The organism is Limibacterium fermenti (assembly GCF_041902845.1).
Lineage (GTDB): Bacteria > Bacteroidota > Bacteroidia > Bacteroidales > Dysgonomonadaceae > Limibacterium > Limibacterium fermenti.
Map to the genome: position 1 here is coordinate 4,116,605 of NZ_CP159486.1, position 18,690 is coordinate 4,135,294.

Consider the following 18,690-nt stretch of genomic DNA (forward strand, 5'->3'; position numbering starts at 1 on the left):
AAAGGGTCGATCAAATTGTTAATCCGTTTCCAAGAATCCCTTTCCGAATGAAATCGTTGTATTGTTCATTATCGTGGGAGCAAAGTACCGTGATGTTTTTCTCTGTTTTCATCAACCGGTTCAACCATTTGTACTGTGCCCGTAGCTGCTCTTCATTTTCGCTGACCCACGAAGCATTTTTCATCTTTTCTTTTAGAATATTCTGCATCGACCATCCGCTATCCACACTGTGAATAAATTCCCGCCCATCCGCTAAGCGGATATAGATCATCTTTGAATCGATGGTGTGTCCGGGAGCTTTAAACACGACGATTCCGGGCGCAATAGGATAATACGTTTCGAAATCCACCAGAATGAATTGATGAACTTTTTCAGCACTTATCTCAACCGTTGGTTTATGCGGTTTGTGTATTAATAGCTCGGCTGTGTCTTTTGATACCCACACTTTATAAGCTAGTTCATCGATTTTTTCGGAACGGATGACGCCCGCGGAATGGTCGGCATGATAATGGGTCAGTATAATCAAATTGGCTTTATTTAAAGCCGCCTTCACATTCTCGAAGTTTTCAGGGTAATAAGGCTCGATTGTTTTTCCGAATGTCCGATGCGTTTCCAAGTCCATCCCTGAGTCTAACATGATTGTTCCTTGGGGAAATATCACTTGGTATACGGTTCTGGATAAAGTCATTTTTTCATCCGGATTTTCTCCTTCGACCACGACATTCGCGGGACGGATCGTGTCGGCCACTTTAGTCACGTTTATTCTCGTCGGTAAATCTCCTGCAATCACGTTCGATAGTTTTCGTAAATGTTCTATATCGACAGAGAAAACAGAAGAGTAAATCGTTTTATCTTCCTCTTTCTTCTGTCCGAGAGAGGCTAAAGATAATGAAGGAAACGAAAAACCGATACCTAAGAGGCTTGATGTACGCAAGAAATCTTTTCTATTCATTGATTGATTTTGTATTAATAAAACAACATATCCTTTCAACACTTAACCCTTTATATTGTTGGCTTCCGATAAGATAGCTTGGTTTTTTTTAAGACCCGTTTCATGAAATACAAAAAAAAGCGCCCGTAGAAAGAATCTGTAAAAACATGTTGTAAAACATGTTTATTTTTTACTTCTTTTCGAAGTATATCGTGTACTTTTGTATCAGCATAGCACAGCATAGTGCGATGGAGAGAGCTAAAATGGATATTGATTTTGATCATAAAGGCACAAAAGTACAGCAGTTGATCGATTATTTGCAACTATCTATTTCTACGAATGAATATAGAGTTGGAGATAGTTTGCCGTCTATAAACTACCTCAAAGAAAAATATGAGGTTTCAAGGGATACTGTTTTTAAAGCTTTTTCGGAACTGAAAACGCGCAAGATTATCGATTCAATTCCCGGGAAAGGTTATTATGTGGCTTCCAATGTTAAAAATGTATTGCTGTTGCTGGATGAATATACACCTTTCAAGGAAGTCCTGTATAATACCTTGATCGCAGAATTAGGGGCGGCTTATAAAGTCGATCTATGGTTTCATCAATTCAATGAAGAGCTCTTTAACGAAGTAGTTGTTAATTCTGTCGGGAAGTATAATAAATATCTGATAATGAATTATCATAATGAGGAATTTTCAAATATCCTTACGCAGATCGACAAGAAAAAGTTATTGTTGTTGGACTTTGGTAAATTTGACAAGAACGGATATTATTATGTTTGCCAGGATTTTGATGAATCTTTTGAACAGGCCCTCGAATCGATCAAAGAGGATTTATCTATCTATAAAAAAATTGTATATGTTATTAACAAGACTCATAAACATCCGAGGAGCAGCATAGCCTGTTTCAGCCGTTTCTGCACACGGAATCACTTTGAGTGGGAGGTTGTGGATGAAATACCAAAGGCTTTTCAAGTAAATGAAAACTATTTTTATATTGTTATTAAACAGCAAGATGTGGTCAATATTATAAAAAAAGCCCGGTTAGACTATTTGAAATCGGGACGGAATTATGGCCTTTTAGCCTATAATGAAAATCCCTTTTATGAAATTGTAGAGGATGGCATTTCAAGCATCAGCATAGACTGGGAAGAAATGGGGCGCATTGCGGCTGATTTTGTTTTGCACGATACTGCTGTGCAAACATATCTGCCAACGACTATAGTGAAAAGAAATTCATTTTAAATTTTTTTCGCTTGTTATCAGCACAGTTCAGCACGATTAATAAAGAAAGAATAAGGAAGAGACTTCTATGAAATCTTTTGACTTATCCGTGTTTTTAAATCAATTTATTACTAATAATCATTAATCAAAGAAGGATGAAGAAAAAAAATTCTTTTAAATGGAAGGGGCTACTATCCATAGGTATATGGATGGTGTCCATTGCTATGTTTGCACAGAATATTACCGTCCGGGGCACGGTAACGGATGCAAATAATGAACCGGTTATCGGAGCAAGTATTGTAGTTGAAGGCAATCCTTCGCTGGGTACGATTACCGATATCGATGGTCGGTATCTTTTAAGCAATGTCCCGGCTGATGCGACGTTGCAATTCAGTTATGTAGGGATGATAACACAATCCATACCTGTAAACGGAAAAACAACTATCGACTTGATTATGGAGTCAGATGATGAAGTCTTAGATGAAGTGGTTGTTACGGCATTAGGAATGAAGCGGTCCTCCAAAGCATTGGGATATGCTATGACCGAACTGAAAGGCGAGAATTTAAACACGAATTTAATTAATCCGGTATCAGCATTACAAGGGAAGGTTGCCGGCGTGGAAATTGCTAATTCGGATGGTGGATTATTCGGTTCTACCAAGATTTTAATTCGTGGAGCTTCTACTCTTGGCAAGAATAATCAGCCGATTTATGTTGTTGACGGGGTAATACTTTCAAATGATATAAAAGAAGGTAATCCGGACTGGGATTCCGAACCAAGTGATTATGGGAATGAACTGAAAAATCTAAATCCCGATGATTTTGAAACCGTATCGGTACTGAAGGGAGCTGCCGCTACGGCCTTATACGGTTCTCGTGGACTGAACGGTGCTGTTGTTATTACAACAAAAAGCGGAAAAGCCGGACAAGGACTTGGCATTCAATTTTCGCAAACGTTTGGTGTGGATGCACTAACGTCGCAGCCTCGATTGCAGAATGTATTCGGTAACGGAACATTAGCTCCAAATGTAGATTATGGTGAAAAAGATGAGAACGGAAAATACTATACATATGACAACTTTCGTCAATATCAGCTAAATGATGACGGCCGTTTCACTTTGTTGCCAAATCAAGGAGCAAGCTTCGGTCCTCAATTTGATGGACGCGAAGTGGAATATTATGATGGAACATATAGATCTTACAATCCTGTTCGGAACAATTTTAAAGAGGCTTATGACACAGGTTTTAATTCAAACACCAACTTGACGATTAGTGGAGGCAATGATAAAACGACATTTTACACCTCATTGTCCTATAAATATGCTACTGGTATTTTGCCGAATAACCAATTTCAACGATTGTCATTTTTAGGTAAAGCCTCCCATAAAATAACAGATAAGGTAAAACTGGATATTAGTATGGCTTTTGCAAATTCCCTGCCTAAAAACCCTTTAAGAAATATCGGGGAAAAATTTGTTGATGGAAATTGGGGACGTTCCTATGATCCATCCTATTCCAAAGATAAATACAGGGGCGCTATGGGGCTGGCAAGTTCTACTTATAACGATCAGTATGCCAATATGCCGGCAGCAAATATTTGGTGGTCTCTTTATGAAAATGAATATGAGCAGAAAGAAACTTCTGTGCGTCCTGTTGTAAAATTGGAAGTAGACTTATTGGACTGGTTGAAATTCAATACCGAAGGAAGTTACAATTATTACTACACACGCTATGAAGGTAAAGAGGCCAGTACCGATATTAATAATCCTACCGGCAAGTATGAAATGAAATTAAACTCGAAAGAGCAAACCAATCTGAATGCCAACTTTATTGCGAATAAAACATTCGGCGATTGGACGGTAAATGGATTCTTACGCGGTGAATATTATGAAAATTTTCTTCAGTCTCAAAGAATGAATACCGTCGGCGGACTGGTTGTTCCCAATCAATTTTTTATCGGTAACTCCAAAGAGATACCGGAATATTCAGCGCTGATTTCCGATACAAAAAAAATGTTTTCTATGGCTTTTCAGGCTGGAACGAGTTGGAAAGATCAACTCTTCATGGATATAACGGGACGTAACGATTGGTCATCTTCATTGGTATATAGCGATGGACATGGAACCTATTCTTATTTTTATCCGTCCGTTAATGCGGCATGGCTTATAACGAATTCATTCCGAGACAAACTTCCTGACTGGATATCGTTTGCCAAGATTCGGGGATCATGGGCACAGGTAGGAAACGATACTAATCCGTATGCTATTAATACAGCCTATTCGTTGACATCCCATACGTCATCAAGTTCCACTTATTACGGCCTATCCATCCCCTCAATCATGAATGCGGCAAATTTGAAACCGGAACGTAAAAATGCTTGGGAAATAGGATTAGATTGGCGCTTTGTCGATAATCGTTTTGGTCTTGATTTTACTTATTATAAAGAGAATACATATGATCAGATTATGCAGATTTCTATCCCTTATCAATCGGGAAGGACGCAGCAATTGATTAATGCCGGTAATATTCAGAATAAAGGTCTCGAAGTCGCCGCAAATTTAATCCCGGTGCAAACGAGAGATTGGGAATGGGGTTTAGGACTTACGTATACTCGAAACGATAATAAAATCATTTCGTTACACGAAAATGTAGCGGATTATATCCCTCTAAACGGAGATGTCGCTTATGGCAACTATCGTATCGGTTCTGTGGCAAAAGTAGGATCTGCCTACGGAACATTATTGACCGACAGTGAGAAAAAGATTGACCAAACGTCGGGATTGCCGGTTTTAGTTTGGACCGATACTTCAAGACGCGCCCATTACTTGCGCAACGAAACAGAGATTAAGGAAATAGGATCTATGGTACCTGACTTTTTAGGTTCTGTTTCTACAGACTTAAAATACAAAAACTGGTCGTTGCATATAGCATTAGATATGCGTTTCGGAGGATATGTCGCTTCTTATAATTCCCGTTACGGTACCGCTTATGGTTTTACGGATCGATCGGTTACCGGCGCTCCGGGATATGGCGGTCTTACGTGGACATCTAGATTCGACGGGTTAACATATCATGACGGAGTGATTCCTCAAGGAATTATTCCCGAAGGGACTGTCATCACCCAACGTTATGATAAGGAAGGAAAAGTTGCCGAATCTTATACCGTTAGTAAAGGCGGCGTTTCTCAAATAGGTGAGTCGTACCAAGAACTGATTGATAAAGGAGTTATCGAACCCACACATTCTTCGGCTTGGACTTACCGGAATAATGCTTGGACAATGGCGGGACGTAACTATGGAATTGTGTCGGATGATTGGGTTAGAAAGCTTAACTATATCGCTTTGCGGAATGTGTCTCTCCGTTACAGTGTTCCCAGAAACTTCTGCGAAAAGATGAACGTAAAAAACATGAATCTGATATTGGACGGATATAATTTAGGTTACTTGCTAAACAGTATGCCTAATGGAGAGAATCCCGAAGCTGTGAGCGGGACGGCTGCCGCAGAATTCCGAGTACGTTCATTCCAGGGCGTTACTTCCAGTTTTACTTTTACGGTAAATATAGGTTTTTGATAAAAATGGATTTATAGGATGAAAGAAAAACAATTATAATTACGGAATAAAATGAAAAAAATGAAATATTTGATAATCGTTTTAACGATAATCTCTGCCTCTTTTTGGACGATAAGTTGCAAAGATGATTTTGCCGATGTCAATACGGACCCGACGACCGTGACCACCGGCAATCCTTCTTATCTTTTTACTCAAGGCATTCTTGAATTTGAACCTCAAGGGTATCTGTACTGGTTTTACAATGCTTCTGAAATTTTCCAATGGGTGCAAACGGGTGTGTCTACGGGAGGAGTTACTTCAACTCTCGCAGATGGAGCTCCGGCGCAGAGTTTCAAATCGATTGATGTGTTGAAATATGCCAACGACTTGAAATATGTACGGTCGAAAATGCCGGAAGAAGAAAGCGCCAAATATGCGCAATATGCAGCAGCTTTAGATGTATTATGCGTATATATGGGTATTTTCGATACCGATTTTACAGGCGATATTTCCTATACCGAAGCCGCCCAAGCCGCTCATGGAGGTACATTAACTCCGAAGTACGATCGGGTGAAAGATTTGTATGACTTGTGGCTACAGAATCTCGATGATGATATGAAGGTATTGACCACCTCGACCGGACAAGTGTTTTTGCCTGCTCAGGATATTGTTTATAAAGGCAAGGCCGAAAACTGGGCTAAACTGGCGAATTCTTTAAAGCTGAAAATTGCTGCTCGTTTGATTAATCAGGATCGTGCCAAAGCACTGGAAATTGCGAAGACCGTAGCGACTTCCCCTGTTGGTGTTATCAGCAATGAATCGGAGGATTTTTTGTTTAACAAGGCCGTAAGCAGTACAGCCAACAGGGATTATGCCTATCATTGGGAAAATTCCGTTTTGGGAGGTGTGGGAGCTTCTCAGACAATGATGAACTTCCTGGTAGAGAACCGCGATCCGCGTGTACGTTTTATTTATACGAAGAACGCATGGAATTCAAAAGTTGTCCAATTGTTTTTCGATACTAAAAAGCAAGCAGATACTAAAAAGCATAAAGACGTTCCCCGTTACATCCTGGATAATGTAGATTATGAAATAGATGCTGACGGTATTTATCAATTCAAAGGCTGGAAAGGAGCTGGAGAGCCATGGGTGCGTTATTACGGGTTACCGTTGGCTTTTGATGCGGGACAACAGGCAGACTTGTATGGAGATTGGTTCAATTATACCGTACGAAGCAAATATGATGATAATCATACTTATCGTCCCTATTCCATGTTTCAAACGGAGATGCTCCACGGACGATTTGATTTTAGCTATCCTATTATTCCCGGCGACGCAGCTATCCAAGATAAAGAAGATGTTCCATGGTGGGGAATATACATGACTTCGGCCGAAGTGAATTTATATCTGGCTGAATTTGCCCTATTAGGAGCGACACTTCCTAACACGGCAGAGACTTACTTCAATAGCGCGCTGGAAGCTTCCGTAAAGGAGTACGACAGGTTGGCCGGGAAAAATAAGATTCCCTATTACGGAACAACTTATGGAAATTACGATCCGTATGAAAAGGCAATTGATTTGGTCGATGGTGAAATCACTACCATGATGTCAAAGCCTGCCTATCAATTAACAGGAGACAAAACTCAAGATCTGGAAAAAGTGTATTTACAGCAAATAATCCATTTTTCTATGCAACCGGTCGACCAGTACACAACAGCACGCCGTTCAGGTATACCTAAAATCGGTTCGGCAATATTGCCTCGTACGACTTATACACAAGTTTCCACAACGTCTATTCCTCGTCGTATGGCATTAAATAAACCGACTCCTACTGATTTAATGCATGACATAATGACTCATTCTTATGAAGAGCAAGGACTATCGGTTGGTTCTGGGGTTATTCTTAACTCTGAGCGTCTGTGGCAAGATATAGGAGCTCCTCAATGGGGTGAAGGTCCAAAAATGTAATATTTTCTTTAGTAAAATACCAGGGATATATTATTTTATCCCTGGTATTTTTATCTGTAGCAAAGAATATCTTGAATCTTCGAAAAAAGAGAATGTCTGAAAAAAATTGAATATTAGAAAATAGTTAAATGAAAAAATAGATGAAAAAGTTTTTTTCAATTTTATGGATGATAGTAACATTATCATTATTAGGCGCTGGTTGTCAAACCACTCAATCCGACCTGCCTCGCATCGCCATCGCCGGCATCGCCATCGAGTCGAGCACGTTCTCACCCGCAGTTTCGCACGAAGAAGCCTTTAAAACACGCGTGGGCGACAGTGTATTCACCTATTATCCTTTCTTCGCTCCCGATTCGGGAATCATCGACCGGGCTACCTGGCTCCCCACCCTGCGCGGACACGCCATGCCGGGCGGTATCGTTACCCGCGAAGCATACGAATCGCTCGTAACTAAAACGTTGGATATGTTGAAAGACCGTCTTCCCCTCGACGGCTTGTTTTTCGATATCCACGGAGCGATGAGCGTGCAGGGACTGGACGATCCGGAAGGAGATTTTTTAGTGCGCATCCGTCAATTAATCGGAACAGACGTGCTCGTTTCCACTTCGATGGATTTGCATGGGAGCGTATCGCCCCGCCTGGCGCAAAACACAGATTTAATCACCTGTTACCGTCTGGCTCCGCATGAAGATGCTATCGAAACGAAAAAAAGAGCGGTCACCAACTTGCTCGACCGTCTGGAGAACGGAAAAGGGAAACCGGCCTACAAAGCATGGATACCCGTTCCCATTCTGTTGCCGGGCGAAAAGACCAGTACGCGCATCGAGCCGGCAAAAAGCCTCTATGCCGGAATTCCGGGCGTTATCCGTAAAGACGATGTGATCGATGCTTCGATATGGATGTCATATCCCTGGGCCGACGAACCCCGCAACCACGGCGTCGTGGTGACCTACGGAGACGATAAGGAGGCGGTTGCCGAAGCAGCCGAAAAACTCGCCGCACACTTCTGGAAAGTACGGAAAGAGTTCGAATTCGTTGCCCCCACAGCCCCTTTGGACGAATGCCTGGACAAGGCCCTGGCAAGTACCGTAAAGCCTTTTATCATCAGCGATATGGGCGATAATCCGACCGCGGGAGGTGCGGGCGATGTTACCTGGATGCTGCACGAAATATTCAAGCGGCCCGAATTCCGCTCGCCGACGGGCAAATCATTGATATACGCCTCTATTCCCGGCGAAGAGTTTGTAAAGAAAGCATTGGAAATAGGTGTCGGCGGGGAGATTGATGCGGAAGCCGGCGCGGCGGTCGATAACCGCTATGCCCCACCCATCCGCTTAAAAGGAACGATTACGGCTATCGAGAAAGGGAACATCGATGCCAAAACCGAAGTGGTGGTGAAATGCGGTACTATTTCGGTTATCGTCACCGAAAGGCGCAAAGGCTATCATACCGAGGAAGCTTTTACCCGTTTGGGCCTTCATCCGCGCGAAGCGGATATTGTCGTCGTAAAGATCGGGTATCTGGAACCGGACTTGTACAACATGCGTGCCGATTGGATTATGGCTTCCACTCCGGGCGGCGTGGATCAGGATTTGCTGCGGTTGGATTATAAACGGCTGAACCGTCCTATTTATCCGTTAGACGCCGATATGGCCGATCCGGACTTAAGCGCCCGCTTCATTTCCTCGTCGGATGAAATTAAACAATAATGAGAAATTTTTTATTCCGGATAATAATCATCAAGTGAGATAAATAAATTATGAAGAAAAAACAATTGATTATTTTATGTACATTGCTGTTGTCGAATGCGTTGCAGGCGCAACAGGGCTTTGTGCATGAACGGTCGCACGGATATGTGTGGCCGGAAGAAAAAGACGTGCTGGAGAAACTCGACCGCTGGCAGGACCTGAAATTTGGGGTATTGTTCCATTGGGGACTCTATTCGGTGCCCGGCATTGTGGAGTCGTGGTCGATTTGCTCGGAGGATGTCGATTGGATACCGCGAGACAGTACCCTCTCGTATGAAGATTATAAGAAATGGTACTGGGGACTGAAGGATCGTTTTAATCCGGTCGATTTCAATCCCGATCAATGGAGCGAAGTCATGCAGCAGGCGGGAATGAAGTATGCGATCTTCACCACAAAACACCATGACGGCTTTTGTCTGTTCGACAGCAAGGAAACCGATTTTTCCATCGCGCACGGGCCGTTCGGGAATCATCCGAAGGCCGATGCGGCGCGTTTCGTATTCGAGGCTTTCCGTAAAAAAGATTTCATGGTGGGGGCTTACTTCTCAAAACCCGACTGGCATAGCCAGAATTACTGGTGGGACTATTATGCTACGCCCAACCGGAATGTCAACTATAAAATCGAACGTCATCCGCAACGCTGGGAGAATTTCCGCCGGTTTACCTATCATCAAATTGAAGAGTTGATGACCGGCTACGGCGACCTCGACATCCTTTGGCTCGACGGCGGATGGGTAGCTGCTCCCCGCCAGGATATCGGAATGGATGACATCGCCGCTATGGCGCGCCGCAATCAACCCGGAATGCTGATTGTCGACCGTACCATCCGGGGAAAATATGAGAATTATCAAACGCCCGAACGGTCGATTCCTGCCGAACAGTTTCCCTATCCGTGGGAGAGTTGCATCCCCTTGAGCAGCGATTGGGGATGGATTCCCGACGCGAAGTTCAAGTCGCCGGCCGAGGTCATCGCTTTGTTGATCGAAGTCACGGCGAAAGGAGGAAATCTCTTGCTCGGGGTAGGGCCCACGCCGCAAGGCCTCATTCAGCCCGAAGTGGCTGTTATCCTAAAGCAGATTGGGGATTGGCTCGACATCAACGGCCGCGGCATTTATCATACGCGTATCACTCCGCAATATCATAGCGGAAATGTCTGGTTTACCGCCGCGAAAGATCCGCAAACTCTCTATGCTCATTATATTCCGCCGCACGGAGAGGAATCGCCTGACTTTATCGAATGGGAAGGGAATGCTCCGGTCAGAGGGACTAAGATGATATGCCTGCAAACCAACAAGCCTGTAAAATGGCGCCTTGTCGATAACAAAACTCGGATAACCTTGCCGAAAATGAAAAATAAAACTACCTTGCCGCTTGTTTTTACATATCAAAAAGATATAGAACGATGAAGTGTAATCTCCGAATAATGGTGTGGTGTTGTTTATGCGCCGTAATTCAATTCTCTTTTGCGCAAAAAGGATATAAAGACTCCTCCGCGCCGGTCGATGAACGGGTGAAAGACCTGCTTGCACGGATGACCGTCGAGGAAAAGATCGGTCAGCTATGCAGTCCGACGGGATGGGAAATGTACGAAAAAGTCGACGGTCACACCGTGCGCGTATCATCCGCTTTCAAAGAAAAGATGCAGGACATGCCGGTAGGGCTGTTTTGGGCTACGCTTCGTGCCGACCCCTGGACACGTAAAACGCTCGAAACGGGACTGACCCCTGAGCTGGCGGCGAAAGCACTCAATGAGTTGCAACGGTATGCCATGGAGCACACGCGTCTGGGCATTCCGCTGCTCTTTGCCGAGGAGTGCCCCCACGGGCATATGGCCATCGGGACGACGGTTTTTCCCACCTCTTTGGCACAGTCGGGGACATTCAATCCTGACCTCATAGAGCAAATGGCTACCGCTATTGCAGCCGAGGCGCGTTTGCAGGGAGCGCATATCGGCTACGGCCCTATTCTGGATGTTGCGCGCGATCCCCGGTGGTCGAGAATGGAGGAAACATTCGGCGAAGATCCTGTGTTGACGGGCATCATCGGCAGCGCTTTCGTAAAGGGATTGCAGGGCGATGACTTCCGCGACGGACGCCATGTCTATTCCACCCTCAAGCATTTTGCTGCTTATGGCATTCCTTCGGGAGGACATAACGGCCAAAAGGCGAATATCGGCTTGCGCGAGCTGTTTTCCGATCATCTCGAGCCGTTCAGGATCGCCATCGGTGCGGGCGCCAAAACCATTATGACTTCTTATAATTCCATCGACGGTATTCCTTCTACGGGAAATAATTTCCTTTTAACCGATATCCTGCGCGGGCAATGGGGGTTCGACGGATTTGTCTTTTCGGATCTCGGCAGTATCGAAGGCCTTGCCACGACACATCGCATGGCCCCCGACATTCAATATGCGGCGGCGATAGCCTTGCAGGCCGGATTGGATGTCGATTTGGGCGGTAAGGCATTCGGGAATAACCTGAAGCAGGCGTTGGAAGATGATTTGGTGACGATGGCCGATATCGACCGGGCGGTTGCGAATGTGTTGGCGTTGAAATTCGGGATGGGACTGTTCGAAAATCCCTATGTCGATCCCGCACAAGCAGCCCGTTTTGTGCACAACGACAAGCATAAGCGGTTGGCGCGCGAAGTGGCGCGGCAGGGAACCGTGTTGTTGAAAAACGAGGAGGGCTTATTGCCGTTGTCGAAGACTATCGGATCTATTGCCGTCATCGGACCCAATGCCGATAACCTGTATAACCAATTAGGCGATTATACGGCGCCGCAAAAGCGATCGGACATCGTTACCGTCCTCGATGGCATACGTGCCGCAGTCGGCCCGGAGACCGTTGTCCGTTATGCTCGGGGATGCGCCGTACGCGACACGACGCAAAGCGATATTGCCGGTGCGGTGCGGATCGCGCGGCAATCCGATGCGGTCGTGCTGGTGGTCGGCGGATCGAGTGCCCGGGATTTCAAAACCGAGTATATCGCCACGGGAGCCGCTACGGTGACGGTGCAGAAAGAGGATGTGCTCTCCGACATGGAGTCGGGTGAAGGGTACGACCGCAGCACGCTCGACCTGATGGGCGACCAACTCGAACTGCTCGATGCGCTTGCTGCAACCGGCAAGCCGCTCATTGTCGTGTATATTCAGGGGCGGCCGCTTAATATGAACCTTGCCTTGCAAAAAGCCGGTGCGTTGCTCACGGCGTGGTATCCCGGGGAGGAAGGCGGGCACGCTATAGCCGATATCCTGTTCGGCGACTACAATCCCGCAGGCCGTCTGCCGGTATCGGTGCCGAGATCGGTGGGACAGTTGCCGGTGTACTATTCGTTGGGTAAGCAGGCCGATTATGTCGAAGAAAGTAGTTCCCCGTTGTTTCCGTTCGGATATGGCTTGAGTTACACGTCTTTTCGTTACGATGCGCTGTCTATTCAAGTAGACGATACTACCGTCAATATCCGTTGCACCGTAACCAATACGGGAGAGCGTGACGGCGACGAAGTCGTGCAGTTATATCTTAGGGATGACGTCAGTTCGGTTGTTACGCCGCCGATCCAATTAAAGGACTTCCGTCGCCTCGGTTTGCGTAAAGGCGAGTCGAAGCAAATCTCGTTCGTCTTAAATGAAGACGATCTGGCGTTCTATAACCTGTATTTGGTGCGAAAGGCTGAGCCGGGCGACTTCACTGTACTGATCGGCGCTTCGGCAAGCGATATCCGGTTGAACGGAACCTTCCGGTGGAAAGGAAATGGCGAAAGATGATATAACGCGTGTATCGGTTGGGAGTGCAAGGGGCGCGTAACCGGAAAAATTTGATTTTGTCACCTTCTAAATTGATTGTAATGGTCGTGCAATCGATGTCTGAGGTCGCTAAATCGATATTGCAGTTAATGCATTTTCTTCTGAATGGAATGCAAATGCTATTGACTATTGTGCAAGTACATTCAACCGGTGTTCATTTGAGATTGGATACCTTGCAGTTGATATTGTCGGTCTCGCAATTAACATTGGCAGGACTGCAATCGATATCGGATTTCAAACATTGGATTCTGACAGTCGTGCAAGTGATGTTGACCTTTATACATGATGATACGTTTGTAATGCATGAAAGAGTGAAACGAATGCAATGAATATCGGATGGACTTCGAAATGATAGAATTAAAAAAACAAAATAGTGCTATATACCAGAATAAATGTATCTTAACTTGATAGATGGGGATATTCTTTAATATAAATATGTCGTAATGCAACTTTAGAGAGTTAAAGTAAATTAAAGTTGAATAACGGGTCAACTTATGTCCTATCTTTGTCCTATTAACTATTAAATTTCAAAGAAAATGGATAAAAAGACATTGAATTTCTTTGAGATGACTTACACCACCAATGATCTGATGCAGGCCAATCTCACCCGGTTGGAACCCTATCCTCAATTAACAAAGGATGCGGCATTGTTGAACACCACCCTCGGCACTACCGGCGGCGTGATGAAAGAAGTACAGAAAGATACCTCGGGCGCTACCGATGACAAATCGAATGCCCGGATGGCGGCTATTCTCAAAACGGTTTCCGTTGCGCGCCGCGCCAGCGTGTATCCGATGCTGACCAATAACCGTCAACTCTTTGAACAGCTCGATATTCAGAAAAGCGATTTGACACGTTTGGCGCAAACGGCTCTTACCGAACGGCTCAACGGCGTTTACGACGATGTGGTTTCCATTCAGGAACCGATTGCGGGGATGGGCGTTCCGCCCGAAGAAACGGTGGAGATGCGCACGCTCATCGATGCCTACGCCAAGTATAAAGCCGTTCCCCGCACGCTGACGGCGCAGCACAAGACGCTTAACCAATCGAGTCTTCCTGCCCTGAAGAAAGAGTTCCGCACCATCCTCGACCGGCTCGACCGACTGATGTTGGTCTTCGAAGGCACGTCTTTCTACGAAGATTATCGCAATGCCCGCATCATCATCGACCGTACCGGACATGAACCGGAAGAGGGAGACAAGGGGACAAAGGGATGACGATATACGGCTACGCCTAATAATGGCGAACGCCGATAGGTGAAGACCGGTGACAAAGGGCTAAAAAGAGAAAGGAGGCCATGATTACAGCGGGAGTGTCGCTTTGAGCGACGCCCCCTGTAACGGAGTTACGCCTCCATTACTGGCAAGCGTATTATCATGCGATTCTTAGCGGAATCTAATTCATGAAAAAGCATTTATGAGGAATTCTTAATTTGTCCATCACACAATAAGAGCCGGCAACCTGACGGATAATCATCAGAGAAAGGGATGAAGGATAATGACTCTTCCCTTCCTCTCCGCTCGTGGAGTTCCGGAATTTGTTATGTGAACCGTGATGCATGTTATTGGTAACCGCTATGGGTGAATGTAAGAAAATAACGGCAATTTCCTTTTTTTATTGTCGCTCATAGAAAATATCCTTAAAATCACGGTGACATACTTTTTTTGCCTATCTTTGCTCCGTATAAATATAAAAAAGTAAAAATGAAAAGGACAGTCTTTTTTTTAACGGTGATGGCTCTTTTGTTTTCTTGCCAACAAGGTAAGAATTATACGGTTAAGGGTAAGGTAGCCGATCCTGCTTACGAAGGAAAAAATGTATACGTGCAAGCAATCAGCGGCGATGAAATGGTTACCGTCGACACTCTTACGATAACCGATAATGCGTTTACTCTTAAGGGTGAAGCCGATACTACTGTGTTGCGCTTCATTGCGTTGGATGAAACGGTTAACCCCGAAAAACCGTCCCGTATTCCGGTACTCGTGGAGCCGGGTACGATTGAAATCAACTTCGATTCGGTTATCACCGTCAAAGGAACAGCGGTAAATAATGCCTATAACGATTTTCGTCTTCATCAAAGAGACCTCACGACAGAGATCCGGAGCGTAGTCGATCAATATAATAAAGCTCATTCCGAAGGAACAATAACGGATGCTTTGGAGAAAGAAATAAATGTAGCGTATGACCGCATTAGCGGCGAAATCGATAGTCTCAACTTCCATTTTGTGAAAGAGAATATAAAAAACGATCTCGGTCAATATCTATTCATGGCTTCGGCTTCGATGTTCAGTCCCGAAAAGCAGAAAGAAATTCTGGCTTTGACCGATGACGAGTTTAAGGCGAATGCCAATATTCAACGGATCGTAGAGCGCCTTGAAAATTATGAGAATGTTGCCGTCGGTAAGAAATTTGTCGATTTCACTTTAAAAGATCCTCAGGGAAAAGACGTTTCTCTTTCCGATTATGCCGGAAAAGGGAAAGTGGTATTGGTTGACTTTTGGGCTTCTTGGTGCGGACCGTGTCGCGATGAAATGCCCAATGTGGTGGAAGCTTACAAAAAATATAAAAATAAAGATTTCGAAGTTGTAGGCGTTTCCCTCGATCAGGAGCACGAAAAATGGGTGAAAGGCATTCAAGACTTACAAATTACCTGGCCGCAAATGTCGGATCTCAACTATTGGGATAGCCCCGTCGTTAATCTGTATGCTATCAACGGCATTCCTCATACCGTTCTTATCGGCAAGGACGGAACCATTATCGAAAAAGATTTGAGAGGCGAAGAGTTACATAAAAAGCTGGATGAGCTGCTTGCTCAATAATTCTTTTTAGCTGCTTAGAAACTGTTTTGAATTTTTTTATGCGGTGTTTTTTAGGTTTTTTTTGATGGATTTGGGCTTTCGTTTCGCATCGAATAGCGGGCTATTGGAAAGAAAGGAAAGTTCAAAGGCGTAAAAAAGGGTAAAAAACAGCATAAAAGAATAAACAAAATTAGATCATTCGGAAAATTCAAAACAGTTTCTTAATACGAAGAGAGGACTCAGGATGTGTCGGAATCGGTACAGCCTGAGTCCTTTTTCAGTCTTCACTTTATCTTTGTTTGTTGATGTTGTAAACTAAAAAACCTGAATTAGCGGATTAATTTAAAATTTATACCTACTTTTGCAACAAACAAATGGATATGAAACGATATAAAGCACTTATCATGGGTTGTCTTATGGGTGTTTTTCTATCGGTCTTTGTAACGGAACAGGTATTCGCCCAAAAGGAGAAATTCACGGTGGTGATTGATCCTGGTCACGGAGGAAAAGATCCGGGAGCCATAGGTGCAAGTTCGAGAGAGAAAGATATTGTTTTGTCTGTCGGGAAGCAGGTAGGACAACTGATTCAGAACAATCATTCCGATGTCGATGTTGTATATACCAGGAAGAGTGATCATTTTGTCGCATTAAACCGCCGGGCCGAAATTGCCAATAAAGCCCATGCCGACTTATTTATATCGATTCATTGCAATGCATTGGATCGAAGGAAAAAGTCCCCTCAAGGGGTAGAAACCTTTGTGTTGGGATTGCATCGAAGCAAGGATAACTTGGAGGTGGCTAAAGCCGAAAACGCGGTGATTATGTACGAAGAAGATTACTCTACAAAATACGAGGGGTTCGATCCCTCTCAGCCGGAGTCGTATATTATCTTCGAGTTTATGGCTAACAAGTTCCTCGACCAAAGTGTATATTTTGCCTCTATGGTTCAAAATCAGCTTGTTAATCAGTCGGGGAGAACCAACCGGAATGTGCGTCAGGCCGGGTTTCTGGTATTGCGCGAGGTGGCAATGCCGAGTATTTTGATCGAATTGGGATACATCAGTAACCCGCAGGAAGAAAAATATATGAAGAGTGCTTCAGGACAATCTTCCTTAGCCAAATCCGTTTACCTTGCGTTTAAAGAATACAAGAGGGAGTATGATAAGAAGAACTCTGTATTTACAAATGTGAACCGCCAGCAGGCGTCGTCTGCCTCTACGGTCGCTCCGATGACTGCCGGCACCGAGTATCGCATTCAATTTCTGACTTCTTCGCGCAAATACTCAAACGGAGCAAAGGTTTTCAAGGGACTCGAGCCGGTAGATTTTTATATGGATGGTCAAATCTATAAATATACCTATGGGCGAACGACCGATCCGAACGAAATAAAAAGGATGTTGAAAACGGTTCAAAAAAATTTTAAAGACGCTTTTATCATCGAGTTTGCCGATGGTCAACGGGTTAAATAATAAACACTCTTAACGTAATATGAAGACAAACTTAAGTAGAAACGCTCTTATCGGATTAGCTTTCATTGCCAGTTTGGTGATGATCTATTTTGGAATTAATTTTCTGAAAGGTATCAATATCTTTAAAAATAAGAATACCTATATCGCTGTTTTCGAAGATGTATATTTATTGAATGTCTCTTCTCCGGTATATGTGCAAGGATATCAAATAGGATTGGTCAACTCTGTCAAGCGAATCGGTGACAATCCTATGAAATTTGCGGTGGAAATTAATTTGGAGGAAGGATTTCGTCCTTCCCAGGGAAGTTCTTTGGAGTTCGGTTCCGATTTATTCGGGGCTTCCTATGTGAGTTTGATAATGCCTCCGAGCACAACGTACCTGGAACCCGGCGACACCATACCGGGCACTAAAAAAGCCGGGATGATGGATGGGGTGGCGGCCGTTGTGCCGAAAGCTGATTCCATATTGATGCATGTCGACTCAGTCGTGTTAACGCTGAACGCTTTGCTATCCAATCCTATGTGGAATAGGTCGATCGATGGGATAGGGCAGACCGTGCAACAATTAAACCGCTCCAGTAAAAGCTTGAATAGTCTGTTGGGCTCCCTCGAAAGAGACTTGCCGGCTGTTACGCACAATTTGACAGGGGTGTCGGAAGACTTGAAAGAAGTGAGTCAGGAGTTGAGTCAGTTGGAAATGCAAAAAACGTTTGCTTCTATTGATGAAACGGTTTCGAACCTGCGAAGCATATCCGGCAAGATCAATAACGATGACAGTTCTTTAGGCATGCTTTTAAATACTACGCAATTGCATGATAGTTTGACCAGCACCCTCGACAATGCGACCCAGTTGTTAGAAGATATCCGTAAAAACCCCAGTCGTTATTTAAGCATAAGGCTCCGGTTGTTTTGATAACGTGACGGACAAATCGGGGAAATGCTCCCCGATGTTTAAATAGAATCATTCTAAATAACGCCGCCTGTCCTTTTCCCTATGGAATCGCTTTGAGTTAGTCAATTTTAGTAACAATATCGTAATATTTTCGTTACTTTCTCCTGCTGAAATAGAAGTGGAGTATTGCTTTGCAAATCAATCTATTTTGAGAATGTCATGATTGCAACTTATTGATAAGGAGATGTTTCGTTTTACTGTGTTGATAACTAACGACCTATTTTTCAACCATCGTTTATGGA

The 18,690-nt window shown here is 44.2% G+C and carries 12 protein-coding genes; 11 read left to right on the top strand and 1 reads right to left on the bottom strand.

Going from position 1 to position 18,690, the window contains the following annotated elements; all coding sequences use genetic code 11:
* Positions 1 to 10 precede the first annotated feature (10 nt).
* Complete coding sequence (locus ABNK31_RS17630) at positions 11 to 952, bottom strand: MBL fold metallo-hydrolase (protein ID WP_418893729.1); 942 nt, start codon at positions 950 to 952, stop codon at positions 11 to 13.
* Between the two features lie 227 nt (positions 953 to 1,179).
* Between ABNK31_RS17630 and ABNK31_RS17635 the strand changes: the two genes are divergently transcribed.
* The 11 genes from ABNK31_RS17635 (at position 1,180) to ABNK31_RS17685 (ending at position 18,409) form a co-directional block, all read left to right on the top strand.
* Positions 1,180 to 2,178 (top strand): GntR family transcriptional regulator, encoded by a 999-nt coding sequence (locus ABNK31_RS17635; protein ID WP_418893730.1) that lies wholly within the window; start codon positions 1,180 to 1,182, stop codon positions 2,176 to 2,178.
* A gap of 134 nt (positions 2,179 to 2,312) precedes the next feature.
* The gene (locus ABNK31_RS17640; protein WP_418893731.1) at positions 2,313 to 5,729 is read left to right on the top strand and encodes a SusC/RagA family TonB-linked outer membrane protein; all 3,417 of its coding nucleotides are present in this window, start codon (positions 2,313 to 2,315) and stop codon (positions 5,727 to 5,729) included.
* Between the two features lie 51 nt (positions 5,730 to 5,780).
* Positions 5,781 to 7,676 (top strand): SusD/RagB family nutrient-binding outer membrane lipoprotein, encoded by a 1,896-nt coding sequence (locus ABNK31_RS17645; protein WP_418893732.1) that lies wholly within the window; start codon positions 5,781 to 5,783, stop codon positions 7,674 to 7,676.
* Positions 7,677 to 7,843: 167 nt separating this feature from the next.
* Positions 7,844 to 9,385: a M81 family metallopeptidase gene (locus ABNK31_RS17650; RefSeq protein ID WP_418893733.1), complete on the top strand. Its 1,542-nt coding sequence runs from the start codon at positions 7,844 to 7,846 to the stop codon at positions 9,383 to 9,385.
* Between the two features lie 50 nt (positions 9,386 to 9,435).
* A complete protein-coding gene (locus tag ABNK31_RS17655; RefSeq protein ID WP_418893734.1) occupies positions 9,436 to 10,830 on the top strand; it encodes an alpha-L-fucosidase in 1,395 nt (464 codons plus the stop codon).
* Entirely contained in the window at positions 10,827 to 13,190 is a 2,364-nt protein-coding gene (locus tag ABNK31_RS17660) for a glycoside hydrolase family 3 N-terminal domain-containing protein (RefSeq protein WP_418893735.1), read from the top strand. The genes ABNK31_RS17655 and ABNK31_RS17660 overlap by 4 nt, the downstream gene beginning before the upstream one ends.
* A 56-nt stretch (positions 13,191 to 13,246) precedes the next feature.
* A complete protein-coding gene (locus tag ABNK31_RS17665; RefSeq protein WP_418893736.1) occupies positions 13,247 to 13,558 on the top strand; it encodes a hypothetical protein in 312 nt (103 codons plus the stop codon).
* Positions 13,559 to 13,765: 207 nt separating this feature from the next.
* On the top strand, positions 13,766 to 14,446 hold the full coding sequence (locus ABNK31_RS17670; protein WP_418893737.1) for a hypothetical protein: 681 nt from the start codon (positions 13,766 to 13,768) through the stop codon (positions 14,444 to 14,446).
* A 486-nt stretch (positions 14,447 to 14,932) separates the two neighbouring features.
* Complete coding sequence (locus tag ABNK31_RS17675) at positions 14,933 to 16,048, top strand: redoxin domain-containing protein (RefSeq protein WP_418893738.1); 1,116 nt, start codon at positions 14,933 to 14,935, stop codon at positions 16,046 to 16,048.
* A gap of 359 nt (positions 16,049 to 16,407) precedes the next feature.
* The gene (locus tag ABNK31_RS17680; RefSeq protein WP_418893739.1) at positions 16,408 to 17,496 is read left to right on the top strand and encodes an N-acetylmuramoyl-L-alanine amidase family protein; all 1,089 of its coding nucleotides are present in this window, start codon (positions 16,408 to 16,410) and stop codon (positions 17,494 to 17,496) included.
* A 19-nt stretch (positions 17,497 to 17,515) separates the two neighbouring features.
* Positions 17,516 to 18,409, top strand: coding sequence for an MlaD family protein (locus tag ABNK31_RS17685; protein WP_321578983.1), 894 nt, complete (start codon positions 17,516 to 17,518; stop codon positions 18,407 to 18,409).
* The last annotated feature ends 281 nt before the right edge of the window (positions 18,410 to 18,690 follow it).